This window comes from Campylobacter massiliensis, assembly GCF_014253065.1.
In the GTDB taxonomy this organism is placed as follows: Bacteria; Campylobacterota; Campylobacteria; order Campylobacterales; family Campylobacteraceae; genus Campylobacter_A; species Campylobacter_A massiliensis.
Window position 1 is genome coordinate 735363 of the sequence record NZ_JACLZK010000002.1, and the last position, 24409, is coordinate 759771.

The following is a 24409-nucleotide window of genomic DNA, read 5'->3' on the forward strand; positions in this document are numbered from 1 at the left end:
TATGATAAATTTAAAACTACTCGACACTCGCTATGACGAGTTCGTAAAAAAATTGCAAGGAAAAAACGTAAAGCCAGAGGTTTTAAACGAGCTTTTGACGACGTTTAACGAGCTAAAAGCAAAGCGTCAAGCGCTAGAAAATTTCCAAGCGATCCAAAACGCCAAGAGCAAGGAGCTGGGCATAAAGGCCAGAAACGGCGAGAACACCGACGAGCTAAAAAACGAGCTAAATTTAAACAAAGCCGCGATGGGCGACGCCGCCGATATCGTGCGCGCATACGAGGAAAAGCTAGAAAACATCGCAAGCTGCGTGCCTAATATCACCGACGACGACGTGCCGTTTGGCGCCGATGAGGACGATAACGTCTGCGTAAAAACGGTACTGGAGCCGACTAAATTTGACTTCGCGCCGAAGGAGCACTATGAGCTTGGCGAGAGCTTAGGCTGGCTTGATTTCGAGCGCGGAGTTAAGCTTTCAGGCTCGCGCTTTTGCGTGCTAAAAGGCATGGGAGCGCGCCTGTCAAGAGCCCTAGTTAACTATATGATCGACTTTAACAACGCGCGCGGCTTCGAGCTAGTTAACGTACCGTTTTTGGTAAACGCAAACACGCTTTACGGCACCGGACAGCTGCCTAAATTTGAAGACGATCTATACAAGGCTCAGGGCGAGGATTTGTATCTGATCCCTACTAGCGAAGTGCCGGTGACGAATCTTTACAACGACGAAATTTTGCCCGTAGAGAGCTTGCCGATAAAGATGACTTGCTACTCGGCGTGCTTCCGCAAAGAAGCAGGCTCCGCCGGACGAGACACGCGCGGCATGATACGCCAACATCAGTTTGAAAAGGTCGAGCTCGTAGCTATCACGACTCCCGAGCAAAGCGCGCGGATGCTAGACGAGATGGTGGCGTGCGCCAGCGACTTGCTAACGAGCCTTGGGCTGCCGCACCGCCATATGTTGCTTTGTAGCGGAGATCTGGGCTTTAGCGCGGCAAAGACGATAGATCTCGAGGTCTGGCTACCGGGACAAAACAAATACCGCGAGATAAGCTCGGTATCAAATACCCGCGACTTCCAAGCTCGCAGAGCTAAAATCCGCTACAAAGACGGCAAGAAAAACGCCCTGGTAAACACCCTAAACGGCTCGAGCCTAGCCGTAGGCAGAACGCTCATAGCGATAATGGAAAACTACCAAAAAGCAGACGGCAGCATAGAGATCCCGGAAGTTCTTAAAAGGTATATTTAGTGGCGAAAAACGACGACGAAAACGTAGTAATCCTCGAGGAGGCCGATTTTGATCAAGACGAAGAAACAGAATCGCTAGATGAGCAAGAAGACGGCGACGGCGACGGTCTGGTCTCGCTTGACGAACTAGAGCCCGTAGCCATCGAACAGCCCGTAGACGAGCAAGAAGAGGCCAAAAAAAGCAAGAAAAAGCTTTTTATCTTCGGCGGAGCGGGCGCGGGCGTCATCATCCTAGCCGTAGTTTTGTTTTTCGTTTTTAGAGGCGAGAAAAAGCCGCCGATAGACGAAAAACAGATCGTAAAAGATATCGAGGAGCACTACGAGTCGCAAAAATTCGGCAGCTCAAAGATCGACGACATGATCGCTAAGGCAAATTTGCTATACGAAAAGGGCAATAAATTTGAAGCGCTGAAAATCTACGAAAACATCGCCGTCTACAATCAAAGCCTCTCAAACTACAATCTGGGCGTCTCGCAGATGAGGCAAGGTAAATTCGAAGACGCGTTAGAGAGCTTTAAAAAAGCGATCGCAAACGACGAAAACGTCGCCGTTAGCGCCATAAACGCCGCAGTTAGCTCGCTGGAGCTAAAAAACCAGCAAAATTTCGACTACTATATAAATCTCGCAAACTCATTTTTGTATAAAGAAGCCGGCACCCCGCTATACAACTACTACTACGCGCTCATAAACTACTATAAAGGCCAGTACGTCGAGGCTCTAGCGGCTCTCTCGCACGCAGAAAACGGCTACTACAAAGACCGCTACGACTACCTCGCGGCTAAAATTTTAAGCTTTATCGGCGACGATGCCGAAGCGATAAAAAAGCTCGAAGCGCAAAAAGAGTTTAACGCAGATCTTGCGCTTGGCATGCTTTACGCGAGGCTCGGCCAGTATGAAAGAGCTAGAAATAGGCTAAATTTAGCGCTAAAAAGAGACGGCGACTCAAATAAAATCAACGCAATGATAGCCATCATAAACCTAAAAGACGGCAAATTTGAGGCTGCGACCGACGAGCTAAAAGCCGTATTTCACGAGGATCCGTTATTTTTAAACGCGAACTTTCCGATAAAAACGATCCTAAAACCCGAGCTTTTCGACGTAAATTTGGCTCAGGCGCACTTTAGAAACGACCTGTTTTTCGATAAAACCAAACGCTATGAGACGCTGTTTTACTTCGCGCCTTACAAGGTTTTTGATCCGGGTCAAACGATAAACTATATAAGAAAAGGCGGCGTGAGCCTGTTTTTGGACGACGCAAGCGCAGCGGGCAACTACCTAAACGCTAGCGGCGCGCTCTCAAAGGTAAATTTAGAGCTCTCATCAGCCATCGCAAACGCCCTAAATTACAAGCTAAAGCAGGCCAACGCGCAGTTCGCCTCGCTCATCTCGCTCTATCCCGAGCACTCGGTTTTACACTACGACCTAGCGCTTAGCTACGCTCAGCTAGGCAACTTTAGCATGGCGGCAAAGCACTTTATCACGAGCTATCACCTAGACCCGACGAACCACCTAGCAGGCGTGCTGGGCGCTATCGCAAACGACATAAACGCAGTGGATAATACCAAACTACTACAAGAAATTTCAGAAAATCTCGACCACGACTCAAGCTCAAAAGACGCGCCCGTTAGCCAGGCTCTGATGGCTCTCATAGCAAATAATAGCGGCGCTTTAATGCGCTGGCTAGAAGAAGATAAGGAAGAGACCGCGCTAAATTTAGCCTTTGACGCGATAATCGCAAAGATGACCGACAAGGGCGGCGAGTTTGCTAAAAAGACGCAAATTTTAAAGACCAAGCTACCTGAAGATATCGTAGCGAACATCCTTGATTTTATCGCAAACTACAAGGATGAAGGCATCAAAAAATACGTCGAGCAGATTCAAATTTACTTCCACGACAAGCGGCTAAACGACGCGGCGTTTTATCACGGCGCAAACATCATCAAAGAGCAATACATCAAGCTTTTGCAAATCTCGGGCCTACTAAACTACGAACGCCAGAAGTTAAAAGCGCTACTAAAACAAGGCGCCAATAACGCCGACTTGCTCCAGACGCTAGCTTATATCGACATTTTTACGAACGATTTCGAGGAAAGCTATCAGATCTACAACCGCATAATCGACGAGTTTAAGATAAACGACGCTGGCACGCTATTTCTAGCAGCCGTAGCCGCCATCGGCTCAAATCACCCGCAAAACGCAACCGCGCTTTTGGAGCTATCCAAGCTCACCGATCCAAACGCGATGGAAAGCCGCGTGGCGCTCGGGCACCTATACCAAGAGATCGATAATATCGAAGCCGCAACGATACAATACGGACTAATAAAAGATCCGAATTTTAAAAGTAAATTCGTTGATTTTATGATTGATTACGAGAAGCTGAAAAAGTAGTTTTGTGCGGGCGATAGGCGATAAATCCGTCGCAAAGTCGCCCGAATAATTTTTATAGATAATAGCGCCAAAGCGAAACGGCTTTGTTAAATTTGACGAGAAGCAAAAACAACTCGCCTCGTCAAATTTGATCGCCCTGCTACGCTTTGCGCTATGACTAGCTATTTAAAAAAACAACCGCAAATTTACAAAAGCACGGCAATAGGCCGTGCCTCAAGTCAAATTTTACTTATCCTCAAGCACCTTTTCGCGCCACTTCGAGCTTGATTTTTTATCCATCGCCATGTCTTTAGACATCTCAGCCGCAGCCTCAAAGTTTTTCTGCACGCCCTCACTGCTGTTTTTGTATTTCACTGCGTTTGTACCCTTTATGCCCAGACTCTGCGCCTCGCTAACAGCGTCGATATTCGCTCCCAAAAATATAAATTCCCAGTCGTATTTTTCTTGCTTATCGCTTATCATTTTTTTGATCTGCGCCTTTGAGTACTCCTTGCTCGAGTTTTCTTGCCCGTCGGTGATGATGACGAAAAGCACGGCTCTGTTTTTAGCGTAGATGTCCTCGACTTTTGAGATTTTATTTATCGTATCGCCGACCGCGTCTAGTAGAGCGGTATTGCCGCCCGCGACATAGTCCTTGTTCGTTAACTTCTCGACCTTTTTGATATCTGTTCTATCGTGCAATGTCCTGAAATTTGTATCAAAGAGTACCGTAGTTACCTTTGCGTCCACGCCCGCTTCTTTTTGCTTGTCGATCATCGAGTTAAAGCCGCCGATAGTATCGCTCTCAAGCCCGCTCATGGAGCCCGATTTATCGAGGATCAGCACCATCTCAAGCTGCTTTGGCGTAGATTTTTGCGGCGCTTCCTCGCTTTTAGCAAACGCAAACGCCCCGATAATCATCAACAAAAACGCGATTTTTTTCATATTTTCTCCTTTGAAAAATTTGGCTTGATTATAGCAAAACTTAACGGCGCAGCGGTAAATGCGAGGAGGTTTAAATTTGAGTTTTATATTTTTGTTGGTTTTAAAACAAGCCGAATTTAAAGGTTAATTTTACAAATTTAAGACCCGAATCCGAGCCTTAAATTTGTTAAGTGACGCGGTCAAACCGCTCAAATTTTACTTTGTTGCGGCAATCTTTACGTAGCTATTTAGCGCGCCTATATACGCTCTAGCGCTCGCCGTCATCGTGTCGATATCAAGTCCGTGTCCGATGATGGTCTTGCCGTCAAATTCGACCTTAACGACGACGTTTGCCAGCGCGTCCTTGCCCTGCGAAACGGCGCTAACCTTATAGTCCTTGAGCACGCCGTGGATGCCGCTTAGGCGGTCGATGACCTTAAATATCGCGTCCACCGTACCGTTGCCTAGCGCCGCATCGCTCTTGATCTCGTCGGCGTGACGAAGCGTGATCGCCGCGCTGCTTAGGCCTTTGTTGCAGCTGCTTTGCGTAAGCGTCAAGAACTCGAAAACCTCAGGGATCTTGATAATCTCGCTCGTAACCAGCGCACGTAAATCGTCGTCAAAGATCTCTTTTTTCTTATCCGCAAGCGCCTTAAATTTCTCAAACGCCTCGTTTAACGCGCTATCTTCAAGCTCAAAGCCAAGGCTGATTAGTTTATCTTTAAAGGCGTGGCGGCCCGAGTGTTTGCCAAGCACCAGCGAGTTTTTATCTAGCCCGATACTCTCGGCACTGATTATTTCGTAGGTCTCTTTGTGCTTTAGCACGCCGTCTTGATGGATGCCGCTTTCGTGAGCGAAGGCGTTTTTACCCACGATGGCTTTGTTCGGCTGCGGCTCGATACCGATGATACCGGATAATAGGCGCGAGCTAGGGTAGATTTCCTTGCAAACGATGTCGGTATAAAGTGGCGAGAATATATCTTGGCGCGTTTTTATCGCCATCACGATCTCCTCAAGAGCCGCGTTTCCAGCGCGCTCGCCGATGCCGTTTAGCGTGCACTCAACCTGCCTGGCGCCCGCTTTTATCGCGGCTAGCGAGTTTGCCGTAGCTAGGCCTAAGTCGTTATGATTATGCACGGAGACGACTGCGCGACCGTTTATAAATTTAACCATTTCTCCTATGCGAGCGGTAATCTCCTCGGGATATAGATACCCCACGGTGTCTGGGATGTTGATCGTTTTTGCTCCGGCGTTTATAGCGGCGTCGCAAATTTCCTTTAGAAAACCCATCTCGCTCCTGCACGCATCCTCGCAGCTAAACTCCACGTCGTCGCAAAACGTTTTGGCGTATTCCACGGCTTTCACGGCGCGCCTGATTACTTCGTCGGGGGCCATTTTTAGCTTAAACTCCATATGGATCGGGCTTGTAGCGATAAAGGTGTGGATGCGTCTGTTTTTAGCAGGCGCGATAGCTTCTCCGGCGGCCTTTATATCGCCGTCTACGGCGCGGGCGAGCGAACAGATGGAGGCGTTTGAGGCTTGCTTGGCGATCTGATGTATCGCGTCGAAATCGCCCCTACTAGCTGCTGCAAAACCGACCTCCATAACGTCCACGTTTAGACGCTCTAGCTGTCGCGCGATGCGGATTTTCTCCTCGGTATTCATCGAGGCACCGGGGCTTTGCTCGCCGTCTCGTAAAGTCGTATCAAATATTATTATTTTATCATTGTTCATTTTTTATCCTTCTTTTGGAGTTTTTATTTGTGTGGTTAAATTTTGATTATTAGGGTGTGAAAGAGTCGCTGCTTAACGCAGCAGCAGAAGTAGAGAGAAAAATGCGTTAAATTTGACATTGCCGTTCATTCGCTCTCCTTTTGGATTTTCTTGTTTTTACATCTCATAAAGATGTACCTAATTATACCGTAAGAAACATAAACGCTCATTAAAGCCGTAACGGCCTCGATCGGATAGACATAGATGACCGAAAACACAACCGTAAGACCGACTAAAATGCGAAGAAAATCAGCTTTTTTTAGATCGATTTTTTTGAAGCTAGGGTAACGGATATTGCTCACCATCAAAACTGAAAGCAAAATTTGCAAAAACATCAAAAACCACTCGGCGCTCCTCGTAAAGTCGTATTCTAAGCTTAACCCGACCCAAAATGCCGAAACGATGGCGGCCGTAGGTATCGGAAGGCCGATAAAGACGGACGGCTCGTAGGTGCCGGTCATTACATTAAACCGCGCAAGTCTAATAGCGCCAAAAACTACGAACAGCGCGGCGACAAGCGAACCCAAACGTCCAAAGCTATGCCCGACCGTAAAGTAAAAAAGCATCGCCGGCGCGACGCCGAAAGCTATCACATCGGCAAGACTGTCGAATTCTACGCCGAATTTTGATGTGGTTTTAGTTAGTCTCGCTACGCGACCGTCAAGTCCGTCCAAAAATAGCGATAAAACTATGTAAATAATAGCTTTGAAAAAGTAGCCGTTAGCCTCCTCGACTAGTCCTGCGCTGACCGCGATGTAGCCGCGAACGGAAGCGATAATACTGATAATACCCAAAAACGCCGAAGCTGCCGTGAATAAATTCGGCAAAATGTACATTAACTGAAGTTTATGCTGATTGTCTTGCATCTTTTTCCTCGTAGCTAAAAAACCCTAAAATGCCCGCACTCGCGACCTTTTCGCCTACGCTGACGCTTATTCTCGTATTTGCGGGTAGTATCAAAATCGCCTCGCCGCTACTTAAAAAGCCAAATCTCCTGCCCGTCTTTAGACGGCTAAAATTTTCAAATGAAATACCCTTACTAAGAGGTCCGACGATGACGCGGATCGCAAATTTATTATTTAAATTTTTACATACAAACAATGCTCGCTCGTTTAAATTTTTAGAAGCCTCCATGGCGTTACACAAAAACAGGCCATGCCTTTGTTTAGCTTCTAAAAGCTCCATATCACAAGGAGCTCTGAGCGCGCCCGCGTCAAATACGCCTTTGCGGATAGTTATGGCTACGCACTGCGTGTCAAAATAGTAAATTTTATCTATGCTTTTTATCTTACCGTCGATCGGGCTAAGCACGGCGTACGCATCGTCGCTACCCAAAGCTCGCTCCGGGTTTCTAAACCAAAATACGCAGACCGCAAAAAGCGCGAAAAATAAAATTTGACATACGCCCAAAACCAGCGCAAGCAAAAGCGAAAGCCCTAAAACGAAAACGTATTTGTAGCCCTGTTTTGCGATTAGCCCGATGTTTTGCATATCTTTACGCTTGTTCCTCTTTGTTTTCTTCTAAATTTACGAGCCTGCTAGGCATCCCGCGCTCTTTTTCATAGTTTGCGATGATCTCTCTAACCTTCGCACCCTCGATAGTTTCCTCTTCGTAAAGCGCCTCAACCATCTTTTCTATCGCGTCGCCGTAAGTTCTTAGCGTCTCAAGCACGTGTTTATAGCGCTCGTCAAGCGTGGTTTTAATAAATTCATCCACTTTTTCCGCCGTCTTGTCGCTATAGTCCCTATCGGCCTGACCGCCGGCTAGGAAAGTACTGCGGCGCTTTTCAAGCACCATGAGTCCAGCGATATCGCTCATGCCGTATATCGAGATCATCGAGCGAAGTATATCGGTCGCGCGCTCTAAGTCGTTGCCAGCACCGGTCGAAATCTCTTTTATAAAAACCTCTTCAGCTGCGCGTCCTGCTAAAAGCACATCCACTTCAGCCATCAACTCGTGGCGCTGCATCATAAATTTATTCTCTTCAGGCGTATGAAGCGTGTAACCCAACGCCGCAAGGCCGCGCGGTATGATCGACACCTTGGTGACTCTGTTTGCGCCTTTGGTGGTTTCGGCTACGAGTGCGTGTCCACTCTCGTGATAGGCCACGATACGCTTTTCTTTCGGATTTATGCGGCGAGATTTTTTCTCAAGACCAGCGATCGCTCTCTCAACGGCCTCGAGCAAATCAGCCTGCTCGACTTTGCCTTTTTCTTTTCTGCCCGCTAGTAGCGCAGCTTCGTTTATGATGTTTGCTAGATCCGCTCCCGCAAGGCCCGCCGTCATGCGCGCGATATCCTCGATACTAACGCTATGGTCAAGCTTGATATCTTTTATATGTACGCGTAAAATTTCGATCCTACCTTTAAAATCAGGCTTATCGACAAGCACCTGCCTGTCAAATCTACCCGGCCTTAAAAGCGCGGCGTCAAGCACTTCGGGGCGGTTCGTCGCGGCAAGTACGATAACCGGCGACGCGTCCGAGCTAAAGCCGTCCATCTCGGCCAAAAGCTGATTTAGCGTTTGCTCGCGTTCGTCGTTTCCGCCGATCATTCCGCTAGCTGCGCGGCTTTTGCCGATAGCGTCGATCTCATCTATGAAAACGATCGCCGGCGCTTCTTTTTTTGCATTTTCAAAAAGATCTCTCACGCGGCTAGCACCCACGCCGACGAACATCTCGATAAAGCTCGAACCGGAAACCGAGAAAAACGGCACGTCCGCTTCGCCCGCAACGGCCTTTGCAAGCAATGTTTTACCCGTACCCGGAGGTCCAACTAAAAGCACACCTTTTGGGATTTTGGCGCCCAAATTTATATATCTATCCGGATGCTTTAGAAAATCCACAATCTCTTTAACTTCTTCTTTTGCTTCCTGTACGCCCGCTACGTCGGCAAATTTAACCTTCGGTTTTTCCGAATTTACTAGCTTTTTAGAGCTTCCCATTCCAAGGATACCGCCGCCCATATTTCGTTGCATACGGCTTGCCAAAAACATCCAAATTCCAAAGAAAATAAAAATAGGAAGTATCCACGAAAAGAGCATTTCGGTAAACCAGTTCGTCTCGCTATACGCTCCGTAAGGAATCTTTTGCTCCTCTAAAATCGGCACTAGCGTCGGATCGTTGACCCTTTTGGCAAAGTATGTTCTGCCGCCGTTATCCACGGCTTTTATCGAGGTTTCGGAGATGCCTACTTGCGCTACTTGCTTGTTTTTTATCATCTCTTTTATCTCGGAGTATGAGGTGCTTTTCGAGCCGGCCGCACTCTGTCCTAGTAGCGTGCCGTCCATATCGCCGCCTCCGAGCCCGCGAAATGCTATCACTATCACGATAGCAAAAATGGCGAAAATCAAAATCGGATTTTTATTAAAAAAATTATTTCCGCCGTTATTTAAATTTTTATCATCGTTTTTTCTGTTATCCATTATGTTCCTTAAATTATTTTACGCTTTTTGAAATACGAAGCTTTTCCACTCATTTTTGGTTTGGTTTTCTACCAGTTTGAGCGACGAAAAAGCCTCTAAAATTCGCGTTTCGTATTTATCCAAAACGCCTGCTAAAACGAGATACGAGCCCTCTTTTAGCAAATTTATCAGATCATTTTTTAGCATTAGTATCACGTCGGCAATGATGTTTGCGACGACGACATCGTATTTTTTATGCAAATTCGCCACCGAACCGGTCCAAATTTGATTAAATTTAGCCCCGTTTAACTCGGCGTTTTTTTGCGAGCTTTGCACCGCTTGCTCGTCAGTATCGCAGGCATCCGTGACGCAGCCTAGTTTTGCTAGAGCGATGCTTAGTATCCCGCTTCCGCAACCCACGTCAAGCGCGCTCATGCCGTTTGCGGCGTATTTTTGCAGATACTCTATACAAGCGCTCGTACTCTCGTGGTGACCCGAGCCAAAAGCAAGCGCGGGATCGATAATGATGTTTTCAAACCCGTCTTTAGACTCTTCCCAGCTTGGGTGGATGTAAAATTTACCGATCTCTATCGGTCTTACGTTTTTTTTGTATTCGTTTAGCCAGTCTTTATTTTCTTTTTGGCTTTTTGTTATCTTAAATTCGATCTCGCGGCCGAGCGCGTCTTGTAGAGATTTTGCGTATTCTCGTAGGCCAAATTCCACTTCGTCTAGCTCGTCTTCGTCTCGGATGATAAACCCGCCGTCAGTCTCCTGCGTGCAAGTAACGCCCAAAGAAAAAACGAGATCTTCAAAAAGCTCGCGAAGCTCCTGCGAGCAAAGAACTTCAAGCTCGTAAAATTTATCTTTCAAATTTACGCTCTTTTAGCCCAAAACGTCTTCAAGTTTTTCTTTTAAAACTTGCGGCGTAAACGGCTTTACGATGTAGTTATTGACGCCTGCTTTTAGCGCAGTGATAACTTCGGCTTTACCACCCTCGGTCGTTACCATGATGATAGGCATATCGACGTATTTTTGCTCGGCGCGGACCTTTTTTACGAGCTCAAGGCCGTTCATTTCAGGCATATTCCAGTCGGTGATAAGCACGTTTATATCGCTGTGTTGGCCCAAAATTTGCCACGCTTCGACTCCGTGCTCGGCCTCTAAAATCTCTTGATGTCCGAGCCTTTGTAGGGTGTTTTTTATAATTCTTCTCATAGTAGAGCTGTCGTCGACTACTAGTATTTTCACAATCGCATCCTTTTTTAAAAAATGTCCAATTCTAGCAAATTTTATATTTAAATTTACTTTAAAAATTTATCGGCCCAGTTTAAAGGCCTCTTTTAGATCAAGCGTCCCTTCGTAGTACGCCTTGCCCACGATCGCGCCGTGAACGTCTCCCGCGCGCTTTAGCGCCCGGATATCCTCTATATCTTTTACGCCGCCGCTCGCGATCGTATTTATACCGCCTGCTTTTGCGATCTGCGAGGTAAACTCAACGTTTACGCCGCTAAGAGTGCCGTCTTTTGAGATGTCGGTGCAGATGATCGCTTCGACTCCGGCTCCGGCAAATTTGCGCGCTAGCTCGGTCGCCCTCATCTGCGACACCTCTGCCCAGCCCTGCACGGCGACGAAGCCGTCTTTGGCGTCTATGCCGACGGCGACGCGGTATTTTTGCGCCATTTCTTTAGTAAAATTCGGATCCTTTAACGCTACCGAGCCCAAGATAACGCGTGTTATGCCGCTATCAAGGTAGCTTTTTATTCGCGACTCATCGCGTATCCCGCCGCCGATTTGGATTTGTAAATTTGCGGCTTTTGCGATCTTTTCTACGGTTTTTAGATTTACCGCTTCGCCCGCAAACGCTCCGTCAAGATCGACGACGTGAAGCCACTTTGCGCCCATATCTCCAAACCTTTTAGCTAGCTCCCACGGAGCGTCCGAGTAGATTTTCGCGCTACTCATTTCGCCTTTAAAAAGCCGAACCGCCTTGCCCTCTTTTAAGTCTATCGCAGGGAAAATTTCCATCACATCTCTCCGAAATTTCGTAAAATTTTTAGCCCCGTTTCGTGGCTCTTTTCGGGGTGCGGCTGAAAGCCGAAAATATTATCTTTACGCACCGCGCTTACGAATTTATAGCCGTATTCGCTAAAGCCAAGCGCCGCATCGTCCTCGCAAACTACATGATAAGAGTGCACGAAGTACAAATACTCGCTAGCCGCCAGATCCTTATTTATCGGCGTTTGCTTGGTAAATTTTATGGTATTCCACCCCGTGTGAGGCACCTTTAGCGGCGTATCAAATTTAGTCGGGTCAAATTTAACCACTCGCCCTTTTACGAGCCCAAGCCCCTCGTTTAGGCCAAACTCCTCGCTTTGCTCAAAAAGTAGCTGCATACCCAGACAAATGCCTAAAAACGGCTTTCCGCCGGCTACGGCTTCTTTTATTGCGGGGATAAAATCTCTATCTTTTAGCTTTTGCATCGCTTCTCCAAAAGCCCCGACGCCGGGCAAGATTATCTTGTCAAATTTACCCAGCTCCTCGCCGCGAACCGCTAGCCGAGCCTTTAAATTTAAACTCTCAAACGCGTTTAAAACGCTCTTTAAATTTCCCGCTCCATAGTCGATAATGCCGATCAATGCGAGCTCCTTTGCTTGGTTGCAAAAAGATAGACGCTAAGCGCAACCATCAGCATCGCAACGCCGCCGATGAGATAGATCGCGTTTATGATGTGATCTGGCGCCGTGATGGCAAATTTAAACACGAGCATCAGCGCCTCGATCGCAAGCGCGATAATGATCGATCCAATAAATCTAATCATCGTCTTGTTTTCCATATCCTCGCCGCGTTTACTTTTACCCAGCACCTCTTCTTCAAATATCGCTTTAACCAAATCAAAGATCGCAAGCGCCAGCGTAAGCACGATCGTATGCTCAAACATCTTTTCTACTTCGATATTTAAAAGATCGTTAGCCAAAAGCCCCTTGAGCGCGTCGGCGAACAAAAACAAGGCTATGGTAAAAAGTGCGACCGAAAACGCGGCGTAAACGACCTTTAGAAATTTGCCGAAGTAGCTTTCTAGCTTGCCGTGGGAGACGATGGCCAGGATATTTTCGAGCGAAACGTCGATACACGCGACGAATTTTAACTCCCCTTTGTCGTCATATATCGGAGTGGACGCCGTCACGCACAGCTCGCCCGTGAGCGAGGACGGATACGGGTCGCTTAGTACGCAGCGCTTTTCGCGCACCGCAGTGTAATAATAAGACTTATTGCTGCAGTTTTCGCCGCCGCCGGCTTTGTATTTTTCGTTTAGGCTTACGGCGTCGCCTATTTGCACGCCGTTTGCGTCAAGCACGTAAAACGCGTCAAAGCCCTCTATCTCGTGCGCCATTTTATCAAAGCCGCTTTTTATCGACTCGGCGTTTACCCCCGGCAGCCTGTTTGGCAAATTTTTACTAAAAAGATAGCATATATAGGCTCTAGCCTTGTATCTTAACTCCGAAAACCTCTGTATATCTTGTAACGTCAAATTTATTCCTTATTTAGCGCGTGATTAAACTCTGGCACGATCTCTTTGAGCGCCGCCGCGACATCGTCCGCGTGCGTCAAATTTTCGATTTGCTCGTTTAGTTTAGCCACGTCGTATTCGCCCGAGTGCGTCACGAAAATAGACTGAAACTCGGTTTTTACGTCGTCTTTGTTTATTAAAAGCTCCTCGTAAAGCTTCTCTCCCGGGCGAAGACCGACAAATTCGACGCCAAGGTGCTCTTTGTTTGATAAAATCAGCATCTTTTTAGCTAGATCTGCGATCTTTATCGGCTCGCCCATATCAAGTACGAAAAGCTCGCCGCCTTTTGCGATCGAGGCAGCCTGAAGCACGAGCTGACAGGCCTCGGAAACCAACATAAAATACCTCGTGATGTCAGGATGCGTTACTGTTAGCGGTTTATTATTTTCGATTTGTTCTTTAAATTTCGGTATTACGCTGCCGCTTGAGCCCAGAACGTTACCGAAGCGCACCGCGACGATCTCGGTTTTAGCCGGCAAATTTGAGTTTAACGCATAAAGTTCGCACACGCGTTTAGTCGCGCCCATGATATTCGTCGGGCGCACGGCCTTATCAGAGGATATCATCACGACCTTGCTAACGCCGTATTCGATAGATAAATCGATCAAAATTTTAGTGCCGATTATGTTATTTACGATTGCTGCTTTCGGGTTTGCTTCGCAAAGCGGCACGTGCTTATAGGCTGCGGCGTGGATAGCGATCTGCGGCCTAAACTCCTCAAATACCGCGCGCAGATCATCCTCGTTTACGATATTTATCATCTTGCTCACGGTTTTGTCGCTGTGGGTTATCTCGCCGATTTTATAGAGATTAAACTCGCTATGATCGATCATAATTAGCTTGCTAACGCCAAATTTAAGGCACTGCTTGCAAATTTCGCTACCGATACTGCCGCCGGCTCCCGTGACCAAAACGACCTTACCGCCTAAAAATTTCTCCACCGCGCTGCTATCTAGGTCTTTTGGCTTTCTAGCTAGCAGATCCTCGATCGAGATATCTTTGATCGCGTCCTTGCCGGTGCCAAACATAGAAAAAATCTTGATATCGCGGATACCGTAAGCCGTAAGCTCGTCAAAAAGCTCCGCCAGCTCGTCTTGACCGAGTGCTAGCGCGATGATAGCGGTTTTTACGTTGTACTCTTTGATCAAATTTGCGATTTCGCTCTTTGGCTGCACTAAAAATCCGTCGCAGTAAGTGCCGACTAGATCGCTCCTGCCGTCTACCACGCCCACGGCATATAGATCGATATAGCCCTGCCTAAGCCCTTTTAAAACGTGAAGCGCCTTTGACGTAGCGCCGATAACTACGCAAGGCTCGCCCGTGTGCGGCTTTTTAGAAAAGTCTAAAAACATACGCTTGGCGATCCTTAAATTTCCGATTAGCAGGCACGAGATAACGGCGTCGATAAAAATCACGCTTCGCGGAAACGGATTAAAAAGACTAGGCGCCGCAAAATAAACGATCCAAAAGCAAACGATCGCGCAAAGATGAACGAGGAAAATTTTCCTCGCTTCGTTTAGTCCAAAAAATCTCCACGGCACCTTGTAAATTTTAAAAAGCCACATGAAAAATAGCTTTAAAACCACCATCGTAGCGCAGCCTGCAACTAGTCCGCCTCTAAAATAATCAGGCAGCACGCCGCTAAATCTAAGCAAATACGCCAGATAAAACGACGCGACGAATATCGCGACGTCAAAGCCCAGAAAAAACGCAAGCCGCTTTAGCTTCGTCGCCTTAAACATTTATAAATTTTCCTTTACGATTTTTACCACTCGCGCAAACTCCTCGTCCCCCATCGCCGTGCCGCTAGGCAGGCAGATACCGCGCGCAAACATCTCCTCGCTAGTCCCGTCCGTGAACGCTAGCGCCCCTTCAAACACCGGCTGCATATGCATCGGCTTCCAAAGCGGACGGCTTTCTATGTTTTCTTTAGCGAGTGCGTCTATAACGCGTATATGCGCGCCTTTTTCTTTAAATAGCGCGGTCGTTAGCCAACGGTTGCCGCGAGAATTTGCAATCTCTGGCATAAACTCAAGCTCGGGAAGCTCTTTTTTGTACTTTTCAAAAATTTCGCGTTTTTTTATCACGCGCTGCTCGAGCACCTCCATCTGCGCCGTTCCGATCGCGCCTAGGACGTTGCTTAGGCGGTAGTTGTAGCCGTAGTCTTTATGCTCGTAGTGCAAAAACGGCTCTCTAGCTTGAGTGCTATAAAATCTCGCCTTCTCGACGAGCTCTTTCTCGCCCACTAGCATGCCGCCACCGCTTGTGGTTATGATTTTGTTGCCGTTAAAGCTATATGCGCCAAGTCGCCCGAACGTGCCCAGCGCTTTGCCGTTCAAAAATCCACCCAGCGCCTCGGCCGCGTCCTCGACGACGGCGATGTTTTCTTGTTCGCAAATCTCGCAGATCTCTTTCATCTTGGCCGCCTGACCGTAGAGATGCGTGACGACGAGCGCTTTTGGCTTTTTAGGCGAATTTGCGATCGCCTTTTTTAGCAGCTCGGGGCTTAGATTCCAGCTTTCGTCGCTATCGACAAAAACAGGCGTAGCGCCTTGATAAAGTATCGGGCTAACGGACGCCATAAAGGTAAACGTAGACGCTAGCACCACGTCCCCAGCTCCGATACCAAGCACCCTTAGCGCCAAGTGGATCGCCGACGTGCCGGAATTTAGCGCCAAAGCATCGGGCGCGCCTGCGTAGTTTGCCACGCTTGCTTCAAATTTATTCACGTATTCGCCAAGCGGCGCAATATAGTTGCTCTTAAAAACCTCGTTTATGTACTCTTGCTCTTTGCCGCTCATGTGCGGCGGACTTAGGAAAATTCTTTGCATTATTATTCCTTAAAGAAATTTACTCATTGTAGCACTTAAAATCTAAATATTTTTATAAAAACTCGTTTAAATTTGCTTTTAGGCCGTAGAAAATGGGGATTTTGTTAAATTTTGCGTCAAAATATATTTTAAAACGGTAAATTTGACGCCTTGCGGGATACTTTATCTATTTTGCCTGCACCGTCCTTTGTCGCTATGGGCGTAAATTTGACGAGCGGTATTTTGGCTCTCAAATTTAGCTCAAATTTCGCCTAACTTTAGCCGGATTGCCGTAGGCGACGCTACCGTCTGCGATATCTCTTACCACGACGCCACCCGCTCCGATGACGCAGTCTGCGCCGATTTTTACGCACTGGATGACGCATGAACCTATGCCTACGTGGGTATTTTGCCCGACTATCACGCCGCCTGCTAGCGCCGCGTTTGGGCTAACATGGGCAAAATCGCCGATCTCGCAGTCATGCTCGATGATCGCGCCAGTGTTTATTATCGCGCCCTCGCCTATTACAGCGCGCGCGTTTATGACGGCATTTGGCATCACGGCCGCGCCCTCGCCTATTTTTGCGCTACTACTTACTACCGAGCTTGGATGGATTAAATTTACTACGCGAAGGCCGGCGTTTTTTACTCTTTCTTGCAGGATACGTCTGATTTTATTATCTCCGATAGCCACGATCACGTCCGCTTTTTCGAGGCTCGGGTCAAATTTGAGCACATTTTTACCGTCAAATTTGGAGTCGTCCAAAAACACGATCTCGCCGTATCCGCACGCCCTAGCTACGTCTGCTACGACTGCTCCGTGTCCGCTAAAGCCGTAAACGTAAATTTTAGTTGCGGCCATTAAATTTCTCCGTCGTAGCCATGCCTTCTTTACTCACACCGCTTCGTTTTAACACCTTTTGCACGGTTAAAATCGCGATTTTCACGTCCAGTGCAAAGCTAAGCTCGCGGACGTATCTCGCGTCAAATTTAAACTTCTCCGCCCAGCTAATCGCGTTGCGGCCGTTTACCTGCGCTAGCCCCGTGATGCCGGGTCTCACGTCGTGGCGGGTCGCCTGCTCGGCGTCGTAAAGAGGCAGATACTCGACCAGAAGCGGACGCGGCCCGATGAAGCTCATATCGCCCTTTAGCACGTTAAAAAGCTGCGGCAGCTCATCAAGGCTGAGGCTTCTGATGGTCTTGCCGATGCCGCTTAGGCGCATCTCGTCGGGCAGTAGCTCGCCGTCCGCGCCGCGCTCGTCGCTCATCGTTTTAAATTTGTAAATTTTAAAGATTTTAGCGTGCAAACCCGGGCGCGCCTGAGTAAAAATGACGTCACGGCTAACCTTAAAATATATCAAAACCGCGACGACCACCATGATCGGCAACGTAAGCACGATCAAAAAAATCGCGCCACAAATATCCAGTAATCTCTTAAAAAACGCCCTATACATCGATAAATTTCCTATAAATTTCTACATATTTCCTAGCGACCGCTCGCTCGTCAAACTCGCGCACGGCGAGCTCCCGCCCGTTTTGCCCCATCTGTGCGGCCAAATTTTCGTCGTTTAACAAAATTTCTATCTTTGCGGCTAGATCGGCGGAGCTTTTTACCTCGCAAAGCAGGCCGTTAAAGCCGTTCGTTACGGCCTCGTTGCAGCCCGCTACGTCGCTAGCAACGACCGGCCTACCCATACTCATCGCTTCTAAAACCGTGCGCGGAAAGCCCTCTTTGTAGCTTGGAAGCGCAAGCAGATAGCTAGCCTTTAAAAGCTCGGGCACGTCGTCTCTAGCGCCCAGATACCGCACGGCTCCGCCCTTTAAAAACTTTGCATCGGCCGTGCTTTTGTTTCCCTCAAACCCCTCGCCCGCAAATACGAACGCGCAGTCCTCGCGCCCGCGTAAAAGCTCGGCCGCCTCGTAAAACTCGCGCACGCCCTTGTGCCACATCGCGCGCGCTATCATCAGCACGATCTTTTTGCCGCGAAGATCTTCGCCCAAATTTGCGGCCAGCACGCTGTTTTCGTCAAATTTGAGCGTATCCACGCCCACGCTTTTTATCTTAAAAATTTTCTCTTCGGCAATCAAACCGCGGCTCAAAAAATACGCCGGATCGGCCTCATTTACGAAGACGCAGCCGTCGCTCATCTTTAGCGCTTTTTTATAAAGCGTCTCGATCGCGGCGCGCACCAGACGGGTTTTTAAGTCGTTATCGATATAAAAGCTGCCAAGCCCCTCGACTAAATTTATCACGCGCTTTATGCCCGCTTTTTTAGCCGCAAAGGTGCCGAACACGTTTGACTTGTGCGCCGAGGTTTGCAGCAGATCCAAATTTAGCCCGCGCAAAATCTCGGCTAGCTTTTTTGAGTTTTCAAGCACGGTTAGAGGATTTAGGCTCGCGCGGTCAAGCTCGTATGTCACGCAGTTAAATTCGCTTTTTAGCCTATCCGTGTAGTCGCCCTTTGGCGCGATAGCGAACACCTCGTGACCGAGCCGCTTTAGCTCGCGCATAATCGGCGCGCGGAAAAAATAAATGCTCATATCGGCGTGACTTAAAAATCCAAATTTAGCCATGCTATGCCGCCTTTTCTGAAATTTTTGCAGATATTCGCTCAAGGCGGCTCGCCGAGTCGCGACGATAATTTGTATCGTCTCGGCCCACATCGGCATGAGATAAAAATCCAAATTTAGCCATTTTTAAAATTTTCCTTTAAATTTTGCGCCCTCATCTTAGCAACCTATAAATTTTAACCGCGCCGTTTAAAACGACCGGTTCAAACAGCTCTTTGTCGTAGTTTTCGAGTACGAAAAGCTGTATGTAGGCCGAGTTTAGCACCGCTTCGTCAAGCACCAAAAACCGCCTATAATCCTTCATAAAAATAAGATAAATTTTACCGTCCGCGTTCATCTCGTGCTTTTTGACGACCAGCTTATCCTTTTCGTCGTAGCTTGTTTCAAAGTACGTATTTACGGATATTTCGCGCTCGCCGATATAGACCTTGGACGCGTCGCCCGATACGCTAAACCCTCCGCCGATATTTATCGTATCGCCGTCCACCGAGTAAGGTTTGCCCGGATAAAATATCGCTCCGTACTCCTCGCCACTGTTTAGATCGAGGTTTGAAAAGCGCAAAACGGCGCTAAAAATATCGATCATGGAGTCAGGCAGATAGTAGTAAATCTCGCGCGTTTTTTGCGGCGGGCGGGAATCCTTGCTATTTAGCGAATACAAAAACGAATTTACGCTCGTGGCGTTGTAGTCCTTTATCATCTGGTTCAAATTTAACCCAAATCTCTCGCTGAAATTTCGCTCGGTGTACTCGACTTCTAGGCGCGCCATATTTGCCGACATGCGTTGATTGCTAGCTAGCGCAAAGCTCACGGCGAAGTTATCCCTGCCTAGGTGCTTGCCACCATCTATGAGGGTCTTGACGTCTGCGTAGTAGCGGATCGGATAGCCGTAGTCCCACCACGCCAGCACGTAGTCCTCGCGCCCTGCGATCTTGTGTAGTTTATCTAGGCTCTCGACCTCGCTTTTGGCAAAGACAGTGCCGACTTTGTAGCCGTAAATGTGCTCAAGACACGGCATCAAAGAAAGTGCGGCAATGCAAAAGACGCAAATTTTTTCTAAAAGCGCGTGTTTTTTGAGCGAGCTAAGGCCTGAGACCATAAAATAAGCCGCCCCACAAATAAGCGCCATCGCCGCAAACGTGGCTAGATATACGCCAAAGCCCACCTCGCCGTCAAAATTTGGCGCAAAAACGGGAGATTTGCCGTGCAAAAGGCTGTAATATTTATCAAAATACAAAAAGAAAAACGCAAAAAATGCCGCTAAACAAACTGTGCAAAATTTGTCTAAAATTTTATCTTTTTTGAAAAAAATCACGCAAAGCGCCGCAAAATACCCAAATCCTATCGCCATCACGGGCACGGAGTAGATCGTAAATCTAAGCCCGCCTTTTAGTGCCAAAAACCCAAGCGCGAGCATAGGAAGAGCGAGTAAAAAGGAGCGAAATTTAAGGCAAAGCGCCGCGACTCCTACGAGCGATAAAGCAAAAGTAACGATATGCCCGCTGATACGCTTAGCAAAGGCGTTTATCGACTCAAACTCAAACGAATAATCGCTCATTTCCATTATCGTTTTATTTACGTTATAAAAATGAAAAACCGGCTCGCTACTCTCCGAAACTCCACGAAATATGTAAAATTTAAGCTGAAATAAAATTTGATTTAGTCCGCCGCTATAACCTAGAAGCGCGACGGCTAAAGCAAGACAAGCCGCGATAGCGCGCTTATCCCAGATCTGCGGACGAAATCTCATCGCTAGATAAAGCGCGACCGCGAGCGCGCTTTTAGCGTAAAAATCGATATAGGTAAGCGCGACTATCATCAAAATAGCAGCTTCGTAGTTTAGCGCGTTTTTCCTATCGAAAACCAAAGTATAGAGCAAAAATGCGCCCAGCATCGCAAAATTTAGCGAGTACGAGCTCGGATACCACCAGTCGTTTATCAGGATAAAAATCGGGATAAAAATGAGATCGTTTACGTTTTTTTTCTGCGCGAGGCGTATCATCGCCCAGACGCTAAACGCTGGCAGCACGATCGTAAGCATATCAGTGTCGTAGTAGCCCGCCATCGTGCGGTTGTAGTAGCTATTTGCGATGCTAGCTAGCAGCGCCGCCGCAAAGCCCGCGCCGGACATCTCGTACTCTTTGGCTATCAAAATCACGGGAATAACGATAAGCGAGCTAAAAAACACGCTCATATAAAGCAAAATGCTCTCAAAGCTAAAAGGTAAAATTTGATACAAAAAATACGTAAGTGTGGGCATCGAGCGGCCGTAGTAGCTAAGGTCGTTTGGCTGATGAAAGCCCGCTATCATATCGCGCGCGCCCTCGGCGAAGGCGTAGCCGTCGTTTGTACTGATCATGAGCTGATCGTTCCAGAAAAAGTGCTGGTATTCGCCCGCCCAGTACACCCAGTACAGCCTGCAAACTACGCTAAAGATAAACGCCGCAAGCATCAAAAAACAAGTTTGCTTTGAAAATTTAAATTTGCCGGGGAATTCTAAAATTTTACTCGCCATTTTCACCCTCTAAATATCCTATGAGCTCCGCCGCTACGGAGTTTTTATCAAATTTTACTACGCGGCCGTAAGCTCTTTTTTCATAATCTTGCCTTAAATTTTCATCCTCAAGCGCTCGCCTCATCGCAGTCTCCATTGCCTTTTCGTCGTCAACGGGCGTTAAAACGCCGTACTCATCGTCGCCTAGAAGCTCCCTAGCGCCGCTTTTGTGATCGGTGGAGATGATAAATCTCTCGCAAGCAAGCGCCTCTAAAAGCACGTTTGAAAAGCCCTCAAACCCCGAAGCGCAGACGAAACACTGCGCGTTTTTGATAAATTTAAACGGATTTTTATCCGTGCCTAGCAGTTTTACGCGCGAGCTTACGCCAAGCTCATCGATCAAATTTTGAAGCTCGCCTTGCAAAGGCCCTTTGCCAAGGATCCCAAGCGTCGCGCGCTCGTCGTTTAAATTTGCGACTACTCTTATTAGCATCGCTTGATTTTTACCGCTATCAAGCCGGCCGATATTTAGAAAAAACGGCTTAAATTTGTCCTCTAGCGGCTCATCGGCAAGAGTTTTTATCGCAGCCAAATCGACCGCATTATATAGCACTTTAGTTTTTGCGGCGTCGCAGCCGAAATTTCGCACGAGATCATCGGCGTTTCCCTGCGCGTTAGCCAGGATAAGATCGGCTTTTGGGTAAAGCGCCTTAACCAAAATTCTATTGGCAAGCCCGCTAAGGCCGCTTTTATAGATGACCGACGGACAGCTGCGTTCGCTTATTACCATCCGTCCTTTTACTCCGGCGATCCTTGCCAAAAGCGCGATATAACAAGGCCGGTTCATTAAGACAAAATGTAGGTCGATAGCCAAATCGTCGCAAAGTTTTTTATAATTTAGGGCTAGAAACGGAAACAAAAGTCCCAAACGAAATAGCTTTTTTACGCCGCTTTCATAGGGATCTGAGCGCTCGAGGAAGTGAATTTTTACCGCGCTTGGTATCTCGTAGGCTACGACCTCGCTCATCAAAACGAGATGAACTTCGTATTTTTCGCAAAGAGCGGGGAGCAAATTTGAAACCACGCGCTCCGCGCCGCCCGGCCCCATCGAGTAGAGAAAAACGGCTAATTTTTTCATTCGCCGTGCGTTTTTTTGTATATCCAAACGCGAATTTTAGTTAAAAACAAAATCATCGACTTTGGAAACGGGCTTAAAATCAGCATCGCAAGCGCTTCTTTTGTAAATTTAAATTTGAGGCTTTTAAAAAGATACTCGTACATTTTTTTGTATTCGCCGCCAAATTTTGCATAGTACGCCGCCATTTTATATAGGATCGCGATATGAGCATCGTTTACGCGAAATTTCGGCTCGTCAGAATTTGTGCCGTTTGCGCTAGCTTGAGCGTTTTTCTCGGCAATCTTTTGCAAAATGAGCTCCGCAGTCATCGCGTAGCCTTTCATTATGCAAAGCGGACGCTTAAACGAGTTTATCGTGACGCTGTCGCTGCGGTGAAAGCGGTAAATACGCACCGCGTCGTGCAGATAGTAAGCAGGAAGGTCAAAAAGATAGATCCAAAGCGTATTTTCGCTACCGTAAAGCCCTTTTTCAAAGCGCCTCTGCCCGATGGCGTCGCGGCGAAACATTATCAAAAACTCGCCCGTTATCTTGCCGTCGTAGTAGTCCTGCGGCGAAATTTCCCCGCTTTTACTCAGTCCAAATCCCGAAAATTTCGTCGTCGGCTCGCCGTCAATCTCAAAATAACAATTCGCCCAGACGCTGGCATACCCCTGCTCTAGTACGGCCGCCATCTTGCTTATAGCGCCTTCTATCAGCAAGTCATCGTCGTCTAGTATCACGAAAGCATCGCCGCTAACGTGATCGAAGCCGTTGTTTTTATTGCCGTTTGGGCCGCGGTCGTAAGTTTGGTTTAGGACGTATTTTACATTGTCAAATTTAGCGACGTAACTTTGCGCAAGCTCGCGCGTGCCGTCGTTTGAGTTGTCGTCGCTGATTATGATTTCTTTGTTTTCGTAGTCCTGAGCCAGCGCGCTTTTTAGGGCGGCTTCAAAAAGCTCTTTGCGGTTGTAGGTCGGGATTATTATGCTTACTTTTAGCATTTTAGCCCTTTATATTTTGCGTGATAAAATCCATCCACTTTTGATAAATTTGATCGGTTTTAAAGCTATTTTCACGCTCGTTGGCGTTTTTTACCAGCTCTTGCCTCAGTTCCTCATCGCGCATCAAGAGTTCGATTTTGCTTCCGAGCGCTTTTACGTCGTCTATCGGCACTAAAAATCCGTCCTTGCCGTCCTCGATGAGCTCTTTTGCGCCGCTTGTTGCAGTCGCCACCCTGGCACAGTTAAAAAATACGCTCTCGATTAAAACGTTTGGCAAGCCCTCGGTTTTGGAGCTTGAGACTAAAATTTTAGACCTTTCGTAAAGCGAAGCGACATCGCTCGTTTGCCCGATAAATTCGGCATCCAGATGCAGCTGCTCGTGCGCGATGAGCTCTAGCCTTTGCCTCTCTTCGCCGGCACCCGCTATCACGATTTTCCACTCTTTTAAAAGCTCTTTATCGACTAGGCTCATAGCTTTTAAAAATACGTCGCAGCCTTTAAGCGAGATGAGACGGCCGACGAAAAGGATGATATTTTCCTTCGGCAAGCCCTGTTTTTTGGCTTCAAACATCGGATTGTACATCACGGTTTTATTTTTTACGAAGCTATAGTATTCGTAGTCTTCTTTCGTCAGAACCGTTAGGCCGCTAGCTAGCGGATAGAGCATGCGGCGCAAAAACAACCAGCCGCGCCCTTTGAAAAAATCGGCGCTTGAATGCTCGCTGATAAAAAGCGGCTTGTTTATAAATAAATTCGACAAAATCACGTTGATATTGGTGCTGTCCATCGAGGAGATAACGACGTCAAATCCGCCGTTTTTGATCAAATTTCGCTGATAAAAAAACTTTTTCACGCGCCTTATTAAATTTGCGAAAAAGCCTTTTTTCACCATCGGGAAAGGCAGATCTATCAGCTTTATCCTCTCGTCTAGCTCGTAAAACGGCGGTTTGGTGTCAAATTTTAAAAGCGTTACGTCGTGAAATTTCGCAAAATAGCTCGCTAGCAAGCTCATCACGCGCTCGGCGCCGCCTGCTTGCAGTGTCGAAATTATAAATAAAACCTTCATTCTCTCTCCAAATTTTAATCGGTGCGCGAAAATTTAATAAATCTTCAAAATTATTGATTTTATAAATTTT

At 47.4% G+C, this 24409-nt stretch carries 21 protein-coding genes; 2 read left to right on the forward strand and 19 right to left on the reverse strand.

The window, feature by feature from the left end; translation table 11 throughout:
- Window position 1 precedes the first annotated feature (1 nt).
- Window positions 2-1246, forward strand: coding sequence for a serine--tRNA ligase (gene serS, locus H7R39_RS10285; protein WP_185899146.1), 1245 nt, complete (start codon window positions 2-4; stop codon window positions 1244-1246).
- A complete protein-coding gene (locus H7R39_RS10290) occupies window positions 1246-3633 on the forward strand; it encodes a tetratricopeptide repeat protein (protein ID WP_185899148.1) in 2388 nt (795 codons plus the stop codon). Before serS ends, H7R39_RS10290 begins: the two co-directional genes overlap by 1 nt.
- A gap of 225 nt (window positions 3634-3858) precedes the next feature.
- Here the strand turns inward: H7R39_RS10290 and H7R39_RS10295 are convergent, their stop codons facing one another.
- The 19 genes from H7R39_RS10295 to H7R39_RS10385 all read right to left on the reverse strand — a co-directional run bounded on the left by H7R39_RS10295 (window position 3859) and on the right by H7R39_RS10385 (window position 24339).
- A complete protein-coding gene (locus H7R39_RS10295; RefSeq protein WP_122861985.1) occupies window positions 3859-4557 on the reverse strand; it encodes a vWA domain-containing protein in 699 nt (232 codons plus the stop codon).
- Between the two features lie 195 nt (window positions 4558-4752).
- Window positions 4753-6270 (reverse strand): 2-isopropylmalate synthase, encoded by a 1518-nt coding sequence (locus H7R39_RS10300; RefSeq protein WP_185899150.1) that lies wholly within the window; start codon window positions 6268-6270, stop codon window positions 4753-4755.
- Between the two features lie 125 nt (window positions 6271-6395).
- Window positions 6396-7175 carry a CDP-diacylglycerol--serine O-phosphatidyltransferase gene (pssA, locus tag H7R39_RS10305; protein ID WP_185899153.1) on the reverse strand — a complete coding sequence of 260 codons (780 nt, stop codon included), beginning with the start codon at window positions 7173-7175 and terminating at the stop codon, window positions 6396-6398.
- Window positions 7156-7800, reverse strand: a complete 645-nt coding sequence (locus H7R39_RS10310; RefSeq protein ID WP_185899155.1) for a phosphatidylserine decarboxylase — start codon at window positions 7798-7800, stop codon at window positions 7156-7158. The genes pssA and H7R39_RS10310 overlap by 20 nt, the downstream gene beginning before the upstream one ends.
- A gap of 4 nt (window positions 7801-7804) precedes the next feature.
- The gene (gene ftsH, locus H7R39_RS10315; protein ID WP_185899157.1) at window positions 7805-9733 is read right to left on the reverse strand and encodes an ATP-dependent zinc metalloprotease FtsH; all 1929 of its coding nucleotides are present in this window, start codon (window positions 9731-9733) and stop codon (window positions 7805-7807) included.
- A gap of 18 nt (window positions 9734-9751) precedes the next feature.
- Window positions 9752-10582 (reverse strand): 50S ribosomal protein L11 methyltransferase, encoded by an 831-nt coding sequence (locus H7R39_RS10320; RefSeq protein WP_185899159.1) that lies wholly within the window; start codon window positions 10580-10582, stop codon window positions 9752-9754.
- A 12-nt stretch (window positions 10583-10594) separates the two neighbouring features.
- Window positions 10595-10960: a chemotaxis response regulator CheY gene (locus H7R39_RS10325; protein ID WP_039888294.1), complete on the reverse strand. Its 366-nt coding sequence runs from the start codon at window positions 10958-10960 to the stop codon at window positions 10595-10597.
- A gap of 66 nt (window positions 10961-11026) precedes the next feature.
- Window positions 11027-11737, reverse strand: a complete 711-nt coding sequence (gene hisA, locus H7R39_RS10330; RefSeq protein ID WP_185899435.1) for a 1-(5-phosphoribosyl)-5-[(5-phosphoribosylamino)methylideneamino]imidazole-4-carboxamide isomerase — start codon at window positions 11735-11737, stop codon at window positions 11027-11029.
- Window positions 11737-12348, reverse strand: coding sequence for an imidazole glycerol phosphate synthase subunit HisH (gene hisH, locus H7R39_RS10335; RefSeq protein WP_185899161.1), 612 nt, complete (start codon window positions 12346-12348; stop codon window positions 11737-11739). Before hisH ends, hisA begins: the two co-directional genes overlap by 1 nt.
- Window positions 12345-13241 (reverse strand): PDC sensor domain-containing protein, encoded by an 897-nt coding sequence (locus H7R39_RS10340; protein ID WP_185899163.1) that lies wholly within the window; start codon window positions 13239-13241, stop codon window positions 12345-12347. The genes hisH and H7R39_RS10340 overlap by 4 nt, the downstream gene beginning before the upstream one ends.
- Window positions 13242-13243: 2 nt before the next feature.
- Complete coding sequence (pglF, locus tag H7R39_RS10345; protein WP_185899165.1) at window positions 13244-15022, reverse strand: UDP-N-acetylglucosamine 4,6-dehydratase (configuration-retaining); 1779 nt, start codon at window positions 15020-15022, stop codon at window positions 13244-13246.
- Window positions 15023-16111, reverse strand: coding sequence for a UDP-N-acetylbacillosamine transaminase (gene pglE / locus H7R39_RS10350; RefSeq protein WP_185899167.1), 1089 nt, complete (start codon window positions 16109-16111; stop codon window positions 15023-15025).
- A 235-nt stretch (window positions 16112-16346) separates the two neighbouring features.
- A complete protein-coding gene (gene pglD / locus H7R39_RS10355) occupies window positions 16347-16952 on the reverse strand; it encodes a UDP-N-acetylbacillosamine N-acetyltransferase (RefSeq protein WP_185899169.1) in 606 nt (201 codons plus the stop codon).
- Window positions 16939-17544 (reverse strand): undecaprenyl phosphate N,N'-diacetylbacillosamine 1-phosphate transferase, encoded by a 606-nt coding sequence (gene pglC / locus H7R39_RS10360; RefSeq protein WP_185899172.1) that lies wholly within the window; start codon window positions 17542-17544, stop codon window positions 16939-16941. The genes pglD and pglC overlap by 14 nt, the downstream gene beginning before the upstream one ends.
- The gene (gene pglA / locus H7R39_RS10365; RefSeq protein ID WP_185899437.1) at window positions 17537-18664 is read right to left on the reverse strand and encodes a N,N'-diacetylbacillosaminyl-diphospho-undecaprenol alpha-1,3-N-acetylgalactosaminyltransferase; all 1128 of its coding nucleotides are present in this window, start codon (window positions 18662-18664) and stop codon (window positions 17537-17539) included. The genes pglC and pglA overlap by 8 nt, the downstream gene beginning before the upstream one ends.
- Before the next feature lie 151 nt (window positions 18665-18815).
- On the reverse strand, window positions 18816-21176 hold the full coding sequence (locus H7R39_RS10370; RefSeq protein ID WP_185899174.1) for an STT3 domain-containing protein: 2361 nt from the start codon (window positions 21174-21176) through the stop codon (window positions 18816-18818).
- Entirely contained in the window at window positions 21166-22293 is a 1128-nt protein-coding gene (gene pglJ, locus H7R39_RS10375; RefSeq protein ID WP_185899176.1) for an N-acetylgalactosamine-N,N'-diacetylbacillosaminyl-diphospho-undecaprenol 4-alpha-N-acetylgalactosaminyltransferase, read from the reverse strand. The genes H7R39_RS10370 and pglJ overlap by 11 nt, the downstream gene beginning before the upstream one ends.
- On the reverse strand, window positions 22290-23273 hold the full coding sequence (locus H7R39_RS10380) for a glycosyltransferase family 2 protein (protein WP_185899178.1): 984 nt from the start codon (window positions 23271-23273) through the stop codon (window positions 22290-22292). The genes pglJ and H7R39_RS10380 overlap by 4 nt, the downstream gene beginning before the upstream one ends.
- Window position 23274: 1 nt before the next feature.
- Window positions 23275-24339 (reverse strand): glycosyltransferase, encoded by a 1065-nt coding sequence (locus tag H7R39_RS10385; RefSeq protein WP_185899180.1) that lies wholly within the window; start codon window positions 24337-24339, stop codon window positions 23275-23277.
- Window positions 24340-24409 lie beyond the last annotated feature (70 nt).